Consider the following 18637-nt stretch of genomic DNA (forward strand, 5'->3'; position numbering starts at 1 on the left):
TCCAGCCGGAGGACCTGGACGGCGACGACATGTCACCGGTGGTCCACCAGCTCGACGCGCTCCTGGCCGAGGGGCGCGACCGCGTCCGAGTCGCGCACCTGGCGCCTGCTGTACCGGGCGATGGACGGCAAGGCCGGCATGGTCGGCGCCGCGGCGTGGGGGTTTGCCGAGGCGGTGAGCTGGCCCGTCACCATGGAGATGTACCTCGGCATCGTGGGCGTCGCGCACCCGCGCCGGGTCCTGCCCGCCGCCGGGTGGCTCACGGCGGGGTCGGTGGTCGGCGTCCTGGTGACCTCGGAGCTCACGCGGCGCGGGATGCGGCCGCCGGCACCGCTCACCACGCAGAGCATGCGCGATGCGGCCGCCGAGCACATGGCGGCCGGCGCGCGCGGCGTCTGGAAGCAGGCCGTCAACGGCGTCCCGGTGAAGCTCTACGCGGCCGCGGCGGGCGAGGCCGGGATCCCCCGGGTGCCGCTCGCGCTCCAGACCGCCGGTGCCCGCGGGGCGCGGGCGGTGGTGATGGGCGCGGCGGTGGCCGGTGCCGCGGCTGTCGGCCACCCGGTGCTGCGCCGGTTCTACGGGCCCTACCTCGGGGTTCTCGGCGTCGGCTACGCCGCGGGGCTGGCGCTGGTGATCCGCTCCTGGCGGCGCCGTTCCTCGACCTGAGCTTGTGCAGCCTCCTCGGGCGGCACCGGCCGGACCAGCGCGACCACGGTGTGCACGAGCAGGACGACGAGCGCGACGTTGCGGGCGGCGAGCGTGAACGTCACGCCCGCGCCGCCGTAGATCACCTGGCTGTACAGCCACGGGAACACCAGCTGCGTCGCGCCCGCGATCCCGGCGACCAGCCAGGCGGTCGTGCGCCATCCCGGTAGCCGCAGCGCGAGCGCGACCGCGACCGGCGGGGCCAGCCAGCCCATGTACTGCGGCGAGCCCACCTTGTTGAACACGAGCATGGCGAGCGTCAGCAGCATCGCGCCGCGGACCAGCAGCTCGGTCCGGGCGATGCCGCCGGACCACATCCGTGCACCCAGCTGTTCGCGGCGCCACCAGAGCAGCAGCGCGGAAGCGCCGATGGCCAGGAAGAACAGCGCCCCGAGCACGTCCGCGACGCCCTGGGTCCCCGGCCCGTGGATCTCCCAGCTGACGATCGCCTGGTTGAGGACCCGCGTGATGGACGGCACCCACAGGCCGGCGACGAGCCACGGCGTCGCGCCGGGTGCCTCGATCTGGAGCCCGCGCTGGTCCTGCTCGGTGAGGAACGACGCCACGTGGGCGAAGCCGCCGAGCGCGGCGGTCACACCGACGACGACCACGCTGACGATCGCGGCGGGCACCACGACGCTGCGCAGCGGCCTCTTCACCGCGAAGAAGAGGGCGATGAGCAGGGCGCCCGGCGCCACCTTGATCCACGCGGCGGCGGTGAGCAGCGCGGACGTGATGCGGGGGTGCCGCAGGGCGATGGCGAGCGCGATCACGACCACGGGCGCCACGACCGCGTCGAGCCGACCCATGGCCACGGGGCCGAGCAGCGCCAGGAACGCGAGCCACCACCAGGCGCCGTACGTGGTGGGGGCGTCGTCGGGCCGGTCCGGGCGTCGCACGCGCAGCAGGACCGATAGCGCGATGCCGTCGAGCAGGGTGATCATGGCCGACCACGCCGGCGCGTACCCCGAGACGCCTCCCGTCCCGCCCACGGCGGCCACGAGCATGGGCACGATCGCGCCGACCGGGTACACCCAGGTCCCGGAGAGCACCGGCCACTGGTCGCGGTAGATGCCGAGCCACATCCAGTAGCGGTAGAGGTCGAGGTCCCAGAACGCCTGCTGGGGGATCAGCACGAGCCCGACGAGCGCGAGCCAGCCGTGCACGAGGACGAACGCGACCCAGACGGCTGTGGTGGAGTGCAGCAGGCGGCGGAGCAGCGGGACCTCCGAGGGGGCGGGGGCCAACGAGGCCGGCCGGACGGGCAGGGCCTCAGGCTAGCCCGACCATCTCGCTCGAGGTGGCCCCGCAGCCTGTGAGATCACTCGTCCTGGGACGGCCGCTCGACGTCGGGGTGCACGGCCGCGGGGACCGTCCCGGCGCTCGCGCCGGCCACGGGGAAGATCGCGGTGGTCTTCGACTCGAGGTACGCGTCGTCGCGCTGGTCGTCGGGTGCCACCGGCGCGGTGGGTGCGGAGGAGGCCACGGGGTCAGGCGCGTTGTCGGTCATCGTCGGCTCCCAGGTCGGTCGTGGTCGGTGACCACGGTCAGGTCACCAACCTCGCACGGGTGTCCGGCGCGCGCACGGCGGGCGGATCAGCCGGCCGCGGCGGTCTCCGTCGGCGCGGGGGCGGCCGGTGCGACGACCTGGTCGAACGGGGTGCAGCCGGCCGGGGCGACGAGCGGTGTGGCCGGGTCGAGCGTGACCGTGTCCGGCGCCTTGAGCTCCGGGAACTCGGCGCCGAGGACGAGGTCGACGGTGGGGTCGGTGCGCGGGTCGAGGATCAGCACCGCGCCGTCCAGGTGTGCCGCGAGCGTGTAGGCCTGGGCCACCCCGGCCGTGCCGAAGATGATGCGCGCCTTGCCGTCGTACGCGACGGCGAAGTTCTCCGTCGCGCCGATGACGAACCCGCGGTCCTGCAGGGCGGCGGCGGTCGCGCCCGCGAGCCCCACCCGGCTGGTCGCGTTGAAGACCTTGACCGTGATCTGCGCGGCGGGGACGGGCAGCGAGCCGGCCGGGGGGCACGGATACGGGTCCTGCGGGCCGGTCGTGGCGGCCTCCGTGGCGAAGTCGCGGGCGAAGACCGGGAGGTTCAGGCTGCCGGTGAAGATGGCGGCGGCACCGAGCCCGGCGAGCGCGAGAACAGCGAGGAGCACGCCGAAGATGACGGCCTGCCGCTCGTGCATGTGCCGTCGACGGAGCTGACGACCACGGTCCTGCTCGGTCACTTGACCACCAGCACCCTGGCGTGGAGCAGCGCGCGCTGGTGGAGGGCGGCCCGGACTGCCCTGTGCAGACCGTCCTCCAGGTACATGACGCCGCGGTACTGGACGACGTGGGCGAACAGATCGCCGTAGAAGGTGGAGTCCTCGGCCAGCAGCGCATCGAGGTCGAGCGTGCGCTTCGTGGTGACCAGCTCGTCGAGCCGTACCTGGCGCGGCGGAACCTCGGCCCACTGCTTGGCTGTCTCGAGCCCGTGGTCCGGGTAAGGCCTGCCCTCGCCCACCGCCTTGAAGATCACGGACGGAGTCTAGGTGACACGCCGCTCGGCGGCGCTCATCCTGCGGGTGGAGTCATCGCGTCAGGACCGGGGCCGCGAGCGTCAGGGTTCCGTCAAGGCGCCCCACGGGGGCCGTGGCGCGGCGTAGACCAGCGGGTGTCCTCCTCGCTCCTTCGTCGGAAAGTCACTGCCATGGCCGACCTGGCCTTCCTCGCGCTGACCGTGCTGTTCTTCGCCGCCGTCGCGCTCCTTGCCCGCCGGACGGACCGCTCATGAGCGGCTTCGACGTCGCCGGGCTCGTCGTCGCGGGCGCCCTGCTGGTGTACCTGGTGGCCCAGCTGCTGCGATCGGACAAGGTCCGATGACCGCCACGTGGGTTGCCATTGCCCAGATCGCGCTCGTCGTCCTGGCGCTCGCGGTCAGCCACCGACCGCTCGGGGACTACCTGTACCGGGTCATGTCGTCGACGAAGCACCTCGCGGTGGAACGCGTCGGCTACCGGCTGATGCGGGTGGACCCCGACGCGGAGCAGCGGTGGAGCACGTACCTGCTCTCGTTGCTGGGCTTCTCGCTGGCGTCGGTGCTGGTGCTGTTCGGCCTGGCCCGGCTGCAGGACCGGCTGCCGCTCGACATCGGCGCGCCGCCGATGGACCCCGCGGGGGCGTGGAACGCGGCCGTCTCGTTCGTCACCAACACCAACTGGCAGTGGTTCTCCGGCGAGGTCGCCGCGGGTCACCTGCTGCAGATGGCCGGATTCGCGGTGCAGAACTTCCTGTCCGCCGCCGTCGGCATCGCGGTGGTCGCGGCCCTGGCCCGCGGGTTCGCGCGGTCCGGAACCGACGGACGGGTCGGCAACTTCTGGGCGGACCTGGTGCGCGCCACGGTGCGGGTGCTCCTGCCGCTCGCGTTCGTCGCGGCCCTCGTCCTGGTCGCCGGCGGCGTGATCCAGAACCTGCACGCGCACACGGAGATCACCACGCTGGCCGGTGGCACCCAGTCGGTGCTGGGCGGCCCGGTCGCCTCGCAGGAGGCCATCAAGGAGCTGGGCACCAACGGCGGCGGGTTCTTCAACGCCAACTCCGCGCACCCGTACGAGAACCCGGCGCCGTGGACCAACGTGTTCGAGATCGTGCTGCTGCTCCTGATCCCGTTCGCCATGCCGCGGATGTTCGGCCGCATGGTCGGCGACCGCCGGCAGGGCTGGGCGATCCTCGCGGCGATGTCGACCCTGTGGGTCGCGGCCGTCGGGTTCCTCACCTGGGCGGAGATGGCCGGTGCCGGCGCCGCACCGCTCGCGGCCGGTGGTGCGCTCGAGGGCAAGGAGGTCCGGTTCGGTGAGGCCGCCTCGGCGCTCTTCGCGGCGTCGACCACCATGACGTCCACGGGGGCGGTGAACTCCACGCACGACTCGCTGACCGCGCCCGGCGGCGGGGTGGCGCTCGTCGGGATGCTGCTCGGCGAGGTGGCCCCGGGCGGCGTCGGCAGCGGGCTGTACGGGATGGTGATCCTGGCCATCGTCGCGGTGTTCCTGGCCGGCCTCATGGTCGGGCGCACGCCCGAGTACCTGGGCAAGAAGATCGGCCGCGAGGAGATCACGCTCGTCGCGCTCGCGGTCCTCACCATGCCCGCCGTGGTGCTGCTGGGCTCGGCGATCGCCATCTCGACGCCGGCCGGGCTGAGCGGTCTGCTCAACCCCGGCGCGCACGGCCTCTCGGAGATCGTCTACGCGTTCGCGTCCGCCGGGAACAACAACGGCTCGGCGTTCGGCGGCCTGACCTCCGGGACGCCGTTCTACAACACGCTCCTGGGGCTCGCGATGCTCATCGGCCGGTTCGTGCCGATCGCGCTGGTCCTGGCGCTGGCCGGCCGGTTCGCCCGCCAGAAGAAGACCCCCGAGACGGCCGGCACGCTGCCCACCCACACGCCGCTGTTCGTCGGCCTCCTGGTCACGGTGACGCTCGTCGTCGTCGGCCTCACGTTCGTCCCCGTCCTGTCCCTCGGTCCCGTCGTGGAGTCCCTGTCATGAGCACGTCAGTCCTGGAGCGGCCCCAGCCGGCGGTCGCGACGAGCGCGCTGTCCGGCCCGCAGCTGGCCAAGGCCCTGCCCGGCGCCCTGCGTGGTCTCGATCCCCGGAAGCTGTGGGACTCGCCCGTCCTGTTCGTCGTGGAGGTCGGCGCCGCGTTCACCACGGTGCTGGCCATCGCCGAGCCGAGCGTCTTCGCCTGGTCGATCACCGTCTGGCTGTGGCTCACGGTCCTCTTCGCGACCCTCGCGGAGTCGGTGGCCGAGGGCCGCGGCAAGGCGCAGGCGGCCAGCCTGCGGGCGACGCAGCGCGAGACGACGGCCCGCCGCGTGCTCGCGCCGCAGGACACGCTGGAGGCGACGACAGGGCTCGCGGAGCTGCCGACCGCGCAGGTGGCGTCGTCCACGCTCAAGGTCGGCGACGTCGTCATCGTCGTGGCGGGGGAGACCATCCCCGGCGACGGCGACGTCATCGAGGGCGTCGCGAGCGTCGACGAGTCCGCGATCACCGGCGAGTCCGCGCCGGTCATCCGCGAGTCCGGCGGCGACCGCTCGGCCGTCACCGGCGGGACGGTCGTGCTGTCGGACCGGATCGTCGTGCGGATCACGGCACCCGCGGGGCACACGTTCGTCGACCGGATGATCGCGCTGGTCGAAGGATCCGAGCGGCAGAAGACCCCCAACGAGGTCGCCCTCAACGTGCTGCTCACCACGCTCACGATCGTGTTCCTGCTGGCGGTGGTCACGCTGCAGCCGTTCGCCGTCTACTCCGGCGCCCGCCAGCCGCTCATCGTGCTCGTCGCGCTGGTGGTCTGCCTGATCCCGACGACGATCGGCGCCCTGCTCTCGGCCATCGGCATCGCGGGCATGGACCGCCTGGTCCGTCGCAACGTGCTCGCGATGTCCGGCCGCGCGGTCGAGGCCGCGGGCGACGTCGACGTGCTGCTGCTGGACAAGACCGGCACCATCACGCTGGGCAACCGCCAGGCGGCCGACCTGCTGCCGGCCGCGGGCATCACCCCGGAGGCGCTCGCGGACGCCGCGCAGCTGTCGTCGATGGCCGACGAGACCCCGGAGGGTCGCTCGGTCCTCGTGCTGGTCAAGGAGCGGTTCGGGCTGCGCGAGCGGCACGACCTGGCCGGCGCCGAGCTGGTGCCGTTCGCGGCTCGGACCCGCATGAGCGGGGTCGACCTGCCCGGCCGGTCCGTGCGCAAGGGGGCCGCCGCCGCGGTCACGCACTGGGTGCACTCGACCGGCGGGCACACGGGGCACGACGTCGCCGCGACCGTCGACGCGATCTCGGCGTCGGGCGGTACGCCGCTGGTCGTCGCGGAGCAGCTCGGGCAGAACCCGGCACGCGTGCTCGGCGTCATCCACCTCAAGGACGTCGTCAAGGAGGGCATGCGCGAACGGTTCGACGCGCTGCGCGCGATGGGCATCCGGACCGTCATGGTGACGGGCGACAACCCGCTCACCGCGAAGGCCATCGGCACCGAGGCCGGCGTGGACGACGTGCTGGCGGAGGCGACGCCCGAGGACAAGCTGGCCCTCATCCGGCGCGAGCAGGAGGGCGGGCGGCTGGTCGCGATGGCCGGTGACGGCACCAACGACGCCCCCGCGCTGGCGCAGGCGGACGTCGGAGTCGCGATGAACACGGGCACGACCGCCGCGAAGGAGGCCGGCAACATGGTCGACCTCGACTCGAACCCGACCAAGCTGCTGGAGATCGTCGAGATCGGCAAGCAGCTGCTCATCACGCGCGGGGCGCTGACCACGTTCTCCGTGGCCAACGACGTCGCCAAGTACTTCGCGATCCTGCCGGCGATGTTCGTCGTCGCGTTCCCGCAGCTCGAGGTGCTCAACGTGATGCGCCTGAGCAGCCCGCAGTCGGCCATCCTGTCGGCCGTCATCTTCAACGCGCTGGTCATCATCGCGTTGCTCCCGCTGGCCCTGCGCGGGGTCCGCTACCGGCCCGCGTCGGCGTCTGCCCTGCTGCGTCGCAACCTCCTGGTGTACGGGCTCGGCGGCGTCATCGCCCCGTTCGTCGGCATCAAGCTCATCGACCTGATCGTCACTGCCCTGGGGATGTCCTGATGACCACCGGAACCGACGTCGTGTCCTTCGCCCGCCAGTCCTGGGCCGGGCTGCGCGTGCTGCTCGTCCTCACCGTCCTGCTCGGGCTGGTCTACCCGCTGGCCGTCACGGGGGTGTCCCAGCTCGCGCTGCGGTGGCAGGCGAACGGCTCGCTCGTCTCCTCCTCGGGGGAGCACGTGACCTCGGCTGCCGACGCCGCCGGGTCGCTCCTCGTCGGGCAGTCCTTCGACGGGCCGCAGTGGTTCCACCCTCGGCCGTCGGCCGCCGGCGACGGGTACGACGCGCTGGCGTCGGCGGGCTCCAACCTCGGGCCCCTCAACGAGGACCTGGTGGCGACGATCGAGGAGCGCCGGGCCACCGTGGCCGCGCTCGAGGGCGTCGACCCCGCGGACGTCCCCGTGGACGCGCTCACGGCGTCGGCCTCGGGCCTCGACCCCGACATCTCGCCGGCGTACGCGCACCTGCAGGCCGCGCGGGTCGCCCGCGAGAACGGGCTGTCCGTGGAGTCGGTGGCCGCGCTGGTCGACGCCACCACCGTCGGTCGCGACCTCGGGTTCCTCGGCGAGCCGCGCGTCGACGTGCTGCGCCTCAACCTCGCGCTGCAGACAATGGGCTCGTGACCAGCGGCGAGGTGCCACCGAGGCGCGGTCGGCTGACCGTCTACCTCGGCGCGGCGCCGGGCGTCGGCAAGACGTACGCGATGCTCGACGAGGCCCACCGCCGCCTCGCCCGCGGCACGGATGTCGTCGTCGGCTTCGTCGAGGACCACGGCCGGGCGGCGACGGCCGCGCAGCTGGACGGCCTGGAGGTGCTGGCCCGGCGGACGCTGGTCCACCGGGACGCGACCTTCACCGAGCTCGACGTCGACGCCGTCCTGGCGCGTGCACCGCAGGTCGTCATGATCGACGAGCTCGCGCACACCAACGTGCCGGGCAGCCTGCACGCCAAGCGGTGGCAGGACGTGCAGGACGTCCTCGCCGCGGGCATCGACGTGGTCACCACCGTGAACGTGCAGCACCTGGAGTCGCTGAACGACGACGTCGAGGCCATCACGGGCGTCCGGCAGCGGGAGACCGTGCCGGACCGCGTGGTGCGCGACGCCGACCAGATCCAGCTGGTCGACCTGGCGCCCGAGGCCCTGCGGCGCCGGCTCGCGCACGGCAACGTGTACCGGGCCGAGCAGATCGACGCGTCGCTGACGCAGTACTTCCGGGTGGGCAACCTCACCGCCCTGCGCGAGCTCGCCCTGCTCTGGCTGGCGGACCGGGTGGACGACGCGCTGGCCACCTACCGGCGCGACCACCGGATCGAGACGCCGTGGCCGGCCCGCGAGCGCGTGGTCGTCGCGGTCACCGGGGGACCGGAGGCGGACACGCTGCTGCGTCGGGGGGCCCGGATCGCCCAGCGCGCGGCGGGCTCCGAGCTGCTCGCCGTGCACGTGCTCGCCACCGACGGCCTGCCCACCGCGCCGCCCGGGGCCATCGCGGAGCAGCGCCGGCTGGTCGAGTCGCTGGGCGGCACGTTCCACACGGTCGTCGGCGAGGACGTCGCGAGCGCCGTCGTCGACTTCGCCCGCGGCGTCAACGCCACGATGATCGTCGTCGGGGTCTCCCGGCGCAGCCGCTGGCGCGAGGCCCTGTCGGAGGGCAACGGCACCGAGATCGCCCGGCTGGCCGGCGTCATCGACGTCCACCTGGTCACGCACGAGAAGGCGCGCGGGGGCCGACGACGGCTGCGGCGCTCGGCCCTGTCGCGCTCGCGCCTGCTCGCCGGCTGGACCATCGCGCTGCTGGGACCGGTGCTGCTCACGGCCCTGCTCAGCGCCCTGCGGGACGTGGTGAGCCTGCCCACCGAGCTCATGCTCTTCCTCGCGCTGACCGTGCTCGTGGCGCTGGTCGGCGGGCTGTGGCCGGCGATCGTGAGCGCGGTCGTCGGGTTCCTGCTGCTCAACTGGTTCTTCATCGTCCCGACCGGTCACCTCACCATCGACCAGCCGGAGAACGCGCTGGCGCTGTTCGTGTTCGTGCTGGTGGCGGCCGGGGTCGCCTCCGTGGTCGACCTCGCCGCCCGCCGCACGGCCGAGGCGTTCCGGGCGCGCGCCGAGGCCTCCGCGCTCGCGGCGGTGTCCCGGTCGGTGCTGTCGGGCCAGGACACGGCCGCCGCCCTCGTCGCCCGGCTGCGCGAGACCTTCACCCTCGCGGCCGTCGCGCTCCTGGAGGCTCGGGGCTCTGGTTGGGAGGTGCTGGCGGTGGACGGCGTCGACCCCGCGCTCCGGCCCGAGGACGCCGACGCGGTCCTCACGGTCGACGACCACCGCGTGCTCGCGCTCACCGGCCGTGTGCTGCCCGCCAGCGACCGCCGCGTGCTGGAGGCGTTCGCGTCGCAGGTCGGCATCGTGCTCGAGCACCAGAGGCTGCACGCCCAGGCCGACCAGGCCCGCCTGCTCGAGCAGACCGACGCCACGCGGACGGCGCTGCTCGCCGCCGTCTCGCACGACCTGCGCACCCCGCTGGCCACCATCCGCGCCTCGGTCGACGGGCTGTCGCTGCAGCTGGACCCTGCCGACCGGGCGGCCCTCGTGCTCACGCTCGCCGAGTCGACCGCCCGGCTGGAGCGGCTCATCGACAACCTGCTCGACCTGTCCCGCCTGCAGACCGGCAGCGTCCGGCCCGTGCTCCGCGCCACCAGCCTCGACGAGATCGTCCCGCTGGCCGTCGAGGGCTTCCCGGTGGTGCTCGACGTGCCGGAGGAGCTGCCGTACGTGCTCACCGACCCCGGCCTGCTCGAGCGCGTCGTCGCCAACCTCGTCTCGAACGCGGTCCGGTACGCCTCGGCCGGAGGTCCCGTGCGCGTGAGTGCCGCCGTGGTCGGTCGTGGGATGGTGCTGCGCGTGGCGGACTCAGGCCCGGGCGTGCCCGACGAGCTCAAGGAGCAGCTGTTTGCGCCCTTCCAGCGGCTCGACGACTCCGCCGGGACGGGCCTGGGGCTCGGGCTGGCGGTCGCCGACGGCCTCGCGACGGCGGTCGGCGCGGAGCTCTCCGCCGAGGACACGCCCGGCGGGGGACTGACGATGCTGGTGACCGTCCCGCTCGCCGACCCATCACCGGCCGCGGGTGTGTCGCCGGAACCCGATGAGACGGTCGCGCGATGACCGGCAACCGCGTCCTGGTCGTCGACGACGAGCCCGGGCTCGCCCACGCGCTCGCCATCACGCTGCGCGCGTCCGGCTGGGAGGTCGCGACGGCGGCCGACGGCGCCTCGGCGATCACCACCGCGGCCTCCCGCGCGCCGGACGTCGTCCTGCTCGACCTGGGCCTGCCGGACATGAGCGGCCTCGACGTCATCACCGCGATCCGCGGCTGGAGCCGGGTGCCGATCGTGGTCCTGTCGGCCCGGCAGCACGGCGAGGACAAGGTCGACGCCCTCGACGCGGGGGCCGACGACTACGTGACCAAGCCGTTCGCCATGAACGAGCTCCTCGCGCGGCTGCGGGCGGCGGTCCGGCGCTCGTCGGTGGCCGGCGATCCGTCCGACGAGGCCGTCGTCACCGCCGGCGCGTTGACCATCGACCTCGCGCGCGCCCGGGTGCTGCGCGACGGCGTCGAGGTGCGGCTGACGCCCACCGAGTGGTCGATGCTCGAGGTCCTCGTGCGCAACCGCGGCCGCCTCGTCGGGCGTCGGCAGCTGCTCCAGGAGGTCTGGGGGCCCGGCTACTCCGACGAGACCAACTACCTGCGCGTCTACTCCGCCCAGCTCCGCCGCAAGCTCGAGGCCGACCCGGCCCACCCGCGCCACATCCTCACCCAACCGGGCCTGGGCTACACGTTCGAGGTGTGACCGCCCGCTGCGCCCAGCCGAGAACGTCGCTTCGGCGCGAGACCGGCGCTTCCAGGTCCCGTTCTCGCGGCAGCGTGCCGTTCTCGGGGGTGCGCCGCGTCAGGGTGCCGTCGGAGGCCGTCCTGAGTTCGCATGCGCCACCCCAACGGCGACTCTCCTTCCGCCGAACTCGTGGCGCCCGGTCGAACTCGTGACGCCGAGCCGAACTCGTGGGCAGGAGCTCACGAGTTCGACCGGTCTCACGAGTTCGGCGCGAACCCACGAGGTCGACGGCACGTCGATCGCGTGAAGCCGCGCCCGCCTCGTGACGAAGCCAGTTCGCGGGTTGGCGACGAGTTCGTGGGTTGCAACTCACGAACTCGTCCGAAACTCACGAACTCGGCGACTCCGACCCTCGCGGCTGCGCTCACCAGCCGGTGCCCGCGGCCCGATCGGATAGCGGTTTCCGTTGGCGGGAGCGCTCCCCTCGACGGAATCCGGCGAATGTCTCAGCACGGGTTGACTCGGGTGAACCAGGCGATACGGTCGTGGGCGGTCGGGGTCAATGGCGCCCTCGGCTTTTCCTCATGGAGGACACCTAGTTCGTCCCCGGGCACCTCCTAGGCGATTGAAAGGATTCAAGGATGAGTCTGACGCATCGAAGAGGATCGACACCGCCCGGATCGCCGGGCCTACGCCTGGAATCGGCCGGACAGGAGCGGCCGTCGGGGGCACGAGGGCGCACGCTGACCATGCCCGCCATGCTCGTCGGATCCGTGCTGCTCGTCGGCACGCTGACGGCGACGCCCGCCTCCGCCACCCAGGTCACCAACGCGAACGGCGGCGCGACCCAGGGACCGGACGGACTCACGCTCGAGCGCCTCGACCGTGGGGTCGTCGCGGCGGTCACCAACGAGGGCGTCTTCCTCTCCTGGCGGCTGCTGGCCAGCGAGGTCACCGGCGCCACCACCACGGGCCTCACCGGTCCGAACTTCGCGGTCTACCGCGACGGCACCAAGGTCGGCACCGTCACCGACTCGACGAACTTCGTCGACCCGGCCGGCACGGCGACCTCCCGCTACCGGGTGGCGGCGGTCGTCGACGGTGTCGAGGTCGACGGCACCGAGGCGACGCCGTGGGCGCAGCCGAGCCTCGACATCCCGCTGCACAAGCCCGCCGACGGGGTCACGCCGGTGGGCGAGGCCTACACCTACTCGGCCAACGACATGTCGGTCGGCGACGTCGACGGCGACGGGCAGTACGAGTACATCGTCAAGTGGGACCCGTCCAACTCGAAGGACGTCAGCCAGGTCGGGTACACCGGCAACGTTTACGTCGACGCGTACGAGCAGGACGGCACGCAGCTCTGGCGCATCGATATGGGCGTCAACATCCGGGCCGGCGCGCACTACACGCAGTTCCCCGTCTACGACTACGACGGCGACGGCAAGGCCGAGCTCATGATGAAGACGGCCCCCGGCACCAAGATCACGCGGTACGCGGCCGACGGCTCGGTCGCCAGCGAGGCGTACGTGACCCTGCCGCAGCGGGACCGCGACGCCGGCGTCACCGACACGACGGACTACCGGCTGAGCAAGGCCGGCTACTTCGAGCACCTGGTCAGCATGCTCAGGGGCTGGAGCAGCCACCCGGAGGTCGTCGCGGGGCACTGGCCGTCGACGGTGGAGGAAGCGCTGGGCATCCCGAAGCAGTACACCTACCCGCTGAGCCACGAGGACGCGACGGCCCTGGCGAACTACTTCGTCGACGTCTACGCGCCCGCCCGCAGCACCCGCAACCAGCTGCGCAACTTCGAGGGGTTCATCGTCGACGGCCCCGAGTACCTCACGGTGTTCGAGGGGGCGACCGGCAAGGAGCTCCAGACCGTCGACTACAAGCCGGGCCGCGGCGATGACGGCCTCATGTGGGGCGACTACGCGATGGCCCGCATCGAGCCCGCGAACCGCGTCGACCGGTTCCTCGCCGGCGTCGCGTACCTCGACGGGGCCACGCCGTCGGCGATCTTCGCCCGCGGCTACTACACGCGCACCACGATCGTCGCGTACGACTGGGACGGGACGGCGCTGAAGGAGCGCTGGTACGTCGACAGCGGCCACGTGCCGATGACGAACCCGTTCAACGACAGCCCGCACGGGCGCGACGGCACCGACCCCGTCTACGGGAAGATCACCACGCAGGGCTTCCACTCGCTCTCGGCGGCCGACGTCGACGGGGACGGCAAGCAGGAGATCGTCTACGGCGGCGCGACGATCGACGACGACGGCTCCGTCCTGTACTCGTCGTTCGACACGCTCCCGGCGGGCTCGTCGGCACCCGGTACGGAGGCCCGCCTGGGCCACGGCGACGCGATCCACGTGACCGACATCGACCCGGACCGCCCGGGCCTGGAGATCTACACGTGCCACGAGGGCGCGACGGGTGCGCCGTACGGCATGGCGCTGCGCGACGCGAAGACCGGCGAGGTCCTGTTCGGCAAGTACTCCGGTGCGGACACGGGCCGCTCGATGATCGGCGACGTGCTGCCGAACGTCCGTGGGCTCGAGGTCTGGGCCAGCCTGCCCGGCGGGTCCGGCTCGTTGGGCCTCTACACGGCGACCGGGCAGTTCACGCCGGGCGCCATCCCCGGCACGAACATGAGCATCAAGTGGCTGCCGGACGGCACGACGCAGATCGTCAACGGCTCGGGCGACCAGACCGTCACGATCGACGACTGGACCCGCGGCCGCCAGCTCACGGCGACCGGCACCCGGGCCAACAACGGCACCAAGGGCAACCCGTCGCTGGTGGCGGACATCCTCGGTGACTCGCGCGAGGAGCTGCTGGTCCGCACCACGGACTCGTCGGCGATCCGCGTGTTCACCAACACGGCCCTGAGCCACAAGAAGATGTACACGCTCATGCAGGACCCGCAGTACCGCGTCGAGGTCGCCCGCCAGCAGACGACCTACAACCAGCCGTCGGACGTGGGCTTCTACCTGGCCTCGGACACGGACTTCACGCAGGTGCCGGTGCCGTCGTACTACGCGCCGGGCAGCATCGACGCCCTGCGCGACGCGACCACGGCGCAGATCGACGCCGGTGCGATCTCGGGTGTCGTGGTCGTGCAGCTGCTCGCGGCACTCGATGCGGCCGACAAGGCGGCCGACCGGGGCAACGAGAAGGTCGCGGCCAAGTCGCTCGCGACGTACGTCGACCGGCTCACGCCGAAGCAGCCCCACGCGACGGTCACACCGGCCGCGCGGGCGGCGCTGGAGTACCAGGCGCAGCAGGTGATCTCGATGCTCAGCTGACGAGGCTGACGAGGCCGACGAGGCCGACGAGGCCGACGGGCCGACCAACAGCGAAGCCCCCGCCGTCCGGAAGGACGACGGGGGCTTTCGCTGTGCCGAGGGTCAAACGCGGTAGAGCGCCGTCATCGGGCAGTTGAACGGGTCGCGGTCGGGCTTCCCGACGGTGTTCAGGTACTTGACGATGATCGCGTACGAGCGAGGCAGCGAGACCTGGACGTAGGGGATGTTGTGCTCCCGGCAGTACGCCTCGACGATCGGCTTGGCGCGACGCAGCGACGGGCGGGGCATCGACGGGAAGAGGTGGTGCTCGACCTGGTGGTTGAGCCCGCCCATGAGCACGTCGACCCACTTGCCGCCGCCGATGTTGCGGCTGGTCAGCACCTGGCGGCGCAGGAAGTCGAGGCGCGAGTCCTTGGGGATCAGGGGCATGCCCTTGTGGTTCGGGGCGAACGAGGCACCCATGTAGAACCCGAAGACGCCCATCTGCACCGCGAGGAACACCAGGGCGATCGGCCAGGACATCACGAGGAAGACGAGGGCGGCGCCGCCCACGAGGCGGATCGACATCATGACGATCTCGGCGGCGCGGTGGTCCAGCTTCTCCCGCGACGAGAGGCGCTTGACGGCGGCGACGTGCAGCGCGACGCCTTCGAGCAGCAGCAGCGGGAAGAAGAACCAGCCCTGGTGGTTCAGGAACCAGATCGACAGCTTCGACGTGCGCGTCGCGGCCTGCTCCGGCGTGAAGGAGAGGACCTCGAGGTCGATGTCGGGGTCGGCGTCGATCTTGTTCGGGTTGGCGTGGTGGCGGGTGTGCTTGCGCTGCCACCAGCCGTGGCTCAAGCCGACGAACAGGTCGGCGAGCACGAGGGACGTCCAGTTGTTGGCGCGTCCGTCGGCGAAGATCTGGCGGTGCGCGGCGTCGTGGCCGAGGAAGGCGACCTGCGTGAGGATCACCGCGGCGGCGAACGCGACGGCGATCTGCCACCAGGAGTCGCCGACCAGGATGATCGTGGCGACCAGGCCCAGCACGGCCAGCACGGCGGCGGACAGCCGTACGGCATAGTGCGCGGGGCGGCGCTTCATCAGGCCGGCGGCCTGCACGGTCCGGGTCAGCTCGGTGAAGTCGCTGACTGCTCGGTCGCGAGGGCGCGTGGGGGTGTCGGTAAGCGTCGGGGAGCTCATGGCGTCCGTCCTGTCGGTCGTGCGATGCGCGGCGCGAGTGCGGTCGGGTCCTGCCAGAGCGTGTGGCGCCAAGTCGATGGTGCGACGAGACCCCGGCCACAAGGCCGGGGTCTCGTGTGGAGCTGTTGAGCTCTACTCAGCTCAGAGAGGCGTGATGTTCGACGCCTGCGGGCCCTTGGGGCCCTGCGTGACCTCGAACTGGACCTTCTGGTTCTCCTCGAGCGTGCGGTAGCCGCTCGTGGTGATGGCGCTGTAGTGCGCGAAGACGTCGGGTCCGCCGTCCTCGGGGGCGATGAAGCCGAAGCCCTTCTCGGCGTTGAACCACTTCACGGTGCCAACAGGCATGTTGTTCTCTTCTCTCACGTGCGGTATGGACAACTCCCGGGTGACCGGGACCGGTATTCACGGTGTTCGTCGTCCGTCTCCGAGGTGGTCCTCGAGAACGTCCTGCCAGGGTCTCCCCGTGGCCGTCATGACAAGCGATTCACTGCGACTACAGGGACAACCGTACGGCACGATGGGCCTGACCGGAACGTACGAAGCGAACTGGTCTGCTCGGAACCCGCGGCGCGGTGGGTCCGGGCCGCCTCTGCGAGCCCCCGGAACTCTTGCTAGGTTCACGCGGTCGACAGGGTGGAGAGACCGATGAGCGAGACCGATGACCGCTGTCCGTGCGGGTCGGGAGAGACGTACGCCGAGTGCTGCGGCCGGTACGTCGACGACGGCCGGGTGGCCCCGACGGCAGAGGCGCTCATGCGGTCCCGCTACACGGGATTCGCGAGGAGGGCGGTGCCCTACCTGCTGGCGACGTGGCACCCGAGCACGCGCCCTGACGAGCTCGAGCTGGACGAGGCGATGATCTGGCGCCGTCTGGATGTCCTGCAGACCGACGCGGGTGGCCCGTGGGACGACGCCGGCACGGTCGAGTTCGTGGCCCACTACCGGCTCGACGACGGCTCCCTGATCGGTCAGCGCGGGCGCCTGCACGAGACCAGCACCTTCGTGCGCGAGGACGGCCGCTGGCTCTACGTCGACGGCGGCATCGGCGCGTAGGCGCAGGTCAGCGCTGCGTGGCCGCCTCGATGAGCACGAGCGCCGCGGCGCGTGCGGCCTTCGCGGCCTCGCGGTCGTGGTCCATGCGGGCGGAGATGCCGACGCCGTCGTAGAGCAGGTGCAGGCGCCGGGCCAGGGTGGCCGGGTCCGGCACGCCGTCGACCTGCGAGGCGAGGTCCGTCAGCAGCTCGCGGACCCAGCGCCGGTACGCCTCCGCCGCGTGCACGACGGCGCCGTCCGGGCGGGCCTCGGTGCTGGCCGCGGCGAACGCGCAGCCGCGGTACGACGGCTCGTGGACCATCTCGTCCTGGGCCTCGAAGACCGCCAGGAGCCGGTCGGTGGGATCGGTGTAGCGCTCGACGTGCCGCCCGATCCGGGTGGCGATGCGGGCGTGCCGGGACTCGAGGTACGCCCGGACCAGCTCGTCCTTGCTGCCGAAGGTGTTGTAGAGCGAGGCCTTGGCGACGCCGGCCTGGTCGATGACGCGGTCGATGCCGACCGTCTGCACGCCCTCGGCGTAGAACAGCTCGTTGGCGGCATCGAGCAGTCGCTCGCGCGCACTCGTCTTCGTCGTCATCGCGCACTCCCCTCGTCAGACAGGTCTGTCTACTGTACGCCGCAGCAGTCCTGCGAGGGCGACGAGCGCGAACGCGATCACGGCGACGCCGTAGCCCTGCGCGGTCACCTGCAGGCCGCCGTCGTGGACCACCGCGATCCCGGCGATCACGGCCGGCACCCCCATGCCGAGGTAGGACACGACGTACAGCAGCGACAGCACGCCCGCCCGCTCATGCGGCAGTGTCTGGGGCACGACGAGGCGGATGGCGCCCTGGAACCCGCCGCCGAAGCCGACGCCCGCGATCGCGGTGCCGACGAAGAAGAGGACGGGCGCGAGCAGGCCGATCGCGACGAGGACGACGACGAGGCCGACGACGAGGGCAACGACGCCGAGGAGCAGGACCTCCCGGGCCGGCTTGTCGCGCAGCACCACCACCGTCACCGCCGCGGTGCCGGCAAGCACGAACAGGCCCAGCCCGGCGAACGCCGCCGAGCTCGACCCGACGAGCGTGGCGACCAGCGCCGGACCGAGCGAGCCGTAGAAGCCCGGGAGTGCCCAGACGGCGAAGAGCACGGGGAGCGCGACGGCCGCCGGTCGACGGACGCTGCGCGGCAGCGCGACGGTCGGCCGCAGGCTGGCGAGCGCGCCCTGCTCCGGCGTCACGGTCTCGGGCATCAGCAGGACCCCGATCGACTGCAGCGCGAGGACCACCAGCAGTGCCAGGAAGATCAGGTGCGTCGGTGCGGGCAGCAGGGCGACGACGAACGACGCGACGAGGGCACCGAGGGCGGTCCCCATGGCGGGTACCGCCGCGTTGGCCAAGGTGCCGCGGACGCGGTCGATGTCGAGCATGCCGGCGCCGATCGCCGCGACGGCTGCTCCGGTCGACAGCCCCTGGACGACGCGCGCCACCAGCAGCATCGGGACGCCGTCGGCGGTCGTGAAGATGACCAGCGCGACGGCCTGCACCGCGATGGCGGCGAGCAGCACGGGGCGGCGGCCCACGTGGTCGGACAGCCGGCCGAGCACCAGGAGGGAGACCAGCACCGCGATCGCGTAGGTGCCGAAGACGACGGTCGTCGTGGTCGCGGAGAAGCCCCACTCGGACTGATAGATCGCGTAGAGCGGGGTCGGTGCGCTCGAGGCGCCGAGGAACGCGAGGACGATCGTCGCGAGGAGGACGAAGGACGCGCGCGGCGACAGCCGCCGGCGGCGGGTGCGGGCGATCGTGGTGGGTCGTTCGGCGAGCTGGGTCACGATGGACTCCGTTGGGTAGACCGGTCTGTCTAATGCCTGGGGGAACAGTAGACAGATCTGTCTGCTGACGTCAACCGTTGGCCGGCCGCCGCACCTGATGCCTCGGTCGGCCGGTGGGAGTGCGGTCGCAGCCCGCG

General features: G+C 72.2%; 16 protein-coding genes. 8 read left to right on the top strand and 8 right to left on the bottom strand.

Annotated features, from left to right (window positions below; all coding sequences use genetic code 11):
• Positions 1 to 120: 120 nt before the first annotated feature.
• Positions 121 to 666: a hypothetical protein gene (locus AC1DYZ_RS16645; protein ID WP_477066251.1), complete on the top strand. Its 546-nt coding sequence runs from the start codon at positions 121 to 123 to the stop codon at positions 664 to 666.
• Here AC1DYZ_RS16645 and AC1DYZ_RS16650 read toward each other — a convergent pair.
• The 4 genes from AC1DYZ_RS16650 to AC1DYZ_RS16665 form a co-directional block, all read right to left on the bottom strand.
• Positions 609 to 1952, bottom strand: a complete 1344-nt coding sequence (locus tag AC1DYZ_RS16650) for a glycosyltransferase 87 family protein (protein ID WP_477066252.1) — start codon at positions 1950 to 1952, stop codon at positions 609 to 611. The genes AC1DYZ_RS16645 and AC1DYZ_RS16650 overlap by 58 nt on opposite strands.
• Positions 1953 to 2026: 74 nt before the next feature.
• Positions 2027 to 2215 carry a hypothetical protein gene (locus AC1DYZ_RS16655; protein WP_477066253.1) on the bottom strand — a complete coding sequence of 63 codons (189 nt, stop codon included), beginning with the start codon at positions 2213 to 2215 and terminating at the stop codon, positions 2027 to 2029.
• An 86-nt stretch (positions 2216 to 2301) separates the two neighbouring features.
• Entirely contained in the window at positions 2302 to 2934 is a 633-nt protein-coding gene (locus tag AC1DYZ_RS16660; protein ID WP_477066254.1) for a LytR C-terminal domain-containing protein, read from the bottom strand.
• Entirely contained in the window at positions 2931 to 3227 is a 297-nt protein-coding gene (locus AC1DYZ_RS16665; protein WP_056087555.1) for a type II toxin-antitoxin system VapB family antitoxin, read from the bottom strand. Before AC1DYZ_RS16665 ends, AC1DYZ_RS16660 begins: the two co-directional genes overlap by 4 nt.
• 340 nt (positions 3228 to 3567) lie before the next feature.
• On the opposite strand from AC1DYZ_RS16665, the gene kdpA reads away from it, so the two are divergent.
• The 6 genes from kdpA to AC1DYZ_RS16695 all read left to right on the top strand — a co-directional run bounded on the left by kdpA (position 3568) and on the right by AC1DYZ_RS16695 (position 14449).
• Positions 3568 to 5232, top strand: a complete 1665-nt coding sequence (gene kdpA, locus AC1DYZ_RS16670) for a potassium-transporting ATPase subunit KdpA (RefSeq protein WP_477066255.1) — start codon at positions 3568 to 3570, stop codon at positions 5230 to 5232.
• The gene (gene kdpB / locus AC1DYZ_RS16675; RefSeq protein WP_477066256.1) at positions 5229 to 7322 is read left to right on the top strand and encodes a potassium-transporting ATPase subunit KdpB; all 2094 of its coding nucleotides are present in this window, start codon (positions 5229 to 5231) and stop codon (positions 7320 to 7322) included. The genes kdpA and kdpB overlap by 4 nt, the downstream gene beginning before the upstream one ends.
• Complete coding sequence (gene kdpC / locus AC1DYZ_RS16680) at positions 7322 to 7942, top strand: potassium-transporting ATPase subunit KdpC (RefSeq protein WP_477066257.1); 621 nt, start codon at positions 7322 to 7324, stop codon at positions 7940 to 7942. The genes kdpB and kdpC overlap by 1 nt, the downstream gene beginning before the upstream one ends.
• Entirely contained in the window at positions 7939 to 10473 is a 2535-nt protein-coding gene (locus tag AC1DYZ_RS16685; RefSeq protein WP_477066258.1) for a DUF4118 domain-containing protein, read from the top strand. The genes kdpC and AC1DYZ_RS16685 overlap by 4 nt, the downstream gene beginning before the upstream one ends.
• A complete protein-coding gene (locus AC1DYZ_RS16690) occupies positions 10470 to 11159 on the top strand; it encodes a response regulator (protein WP_477066259.1) in 690 nt (229 codons plus the stop codon). The genes AC1DYZ_RS16685 and AC1DYZ_RS16690 overlap by 4 nt, the downstream gene beginning before the upstream one ends.
• Before the next feature lie 740 nt (positions 11160 to 11899).
• Positions 11900 to 14449, top strand: coding sequence for a rhamnogalacturonan lyase (locus AC1DYZ_RS16695; protein WP_477066260.1), 2550 nt, complete (start codon positions 11900 to 11902; stop codon positions 14447 to 14449).
• A 102-nt stretch (positions 14450 to 14551) separates the two neighbouring features.
• Here AC1DYZ_RS16695 and AC1DYZ_RS16700 read toward each other — a convergent pair whose 3' ends face one another.
• Together AC1DYZ_RS16700 and AC1DYZ_RS16705 are read right to left on the bottom strand one after the other, a co-directional pair.
• On the bottom strand, positions 14552 to 15631 hold the full coding sequence (locus AC1DYZ_RS16700; RefSeq protein ID WP_477066261.1) for a fatty acid desaturase family protein: 1080 nt from the start codon (positions 15629 to 15631) through the stop codon (positions 14552 to 14554).
• A 141-nt stretch (positions 15632 to 15772) separates the two neighbouring features.
• A complete protein-coding gene (locus AC1DYZ_RS16705) occupies positions 15773 to 15976 on the bottom strand; it encodes a cold-shock protein (protein WP_028049733.1) in 204 nt (67 codons plus the stop codon).
• 300 nt (positions 15977 to 16276) lie between these two features.
• On the opposite strand from AC1DYZ_RS16705, the gene AC1DYZ_RS16710 reads away from it, so the two are divergent.
• Positions 16277 to 16684, top strand: coding sequence for a YchJ family protein (locus AC1DYZ_RS16710; protein ID WP_477066262.1), 408 nt, complete (start codon positions 16277 to 16279; stop codon positions 16682 to 16684).
• Between the two features lie 7 nt (positions 16685 to 16691).
• Here the strand turns inward: AC1DYZ_RS16710 and AC1DYZ_RS16715 are convergent, their stop codons facing one another.
• Together AC1DYZ_RS16715 and AC1DYZ_RS16720 are read right to left on the bottom strand one after the other, a co-directional pair.
• Positions 16692 to 17261 (bottom strand): TetR/AcrR family transcriptional regulator, encoded by a 570-nt coding sequence (locus AC1DYZ_RS16715; protein ID WP_477066263.1) that lies wholly within the window; start codon positions 17259 to 17261, stop codon positions 16692 to 16694.
• Positions 17262 to 17276: 15 nt separating this feature from the next.
• Positions 17277 to 18500, bottom strand: coding sequence for an MFS transporter (locus tag AC1DYZ_RS16720; RefSeq protein WP_477066264.1), 1224 nt, complete (start codon positions 18498 to 18500; stop codon positions 17277 to 17279).
• Positions 18501 to 18637: the final 137 nt, after the last annotated feature.

The sequence above is a fragment of the Cellulomonas sp. P1_C4 genome (assembly GCF_056406355.1).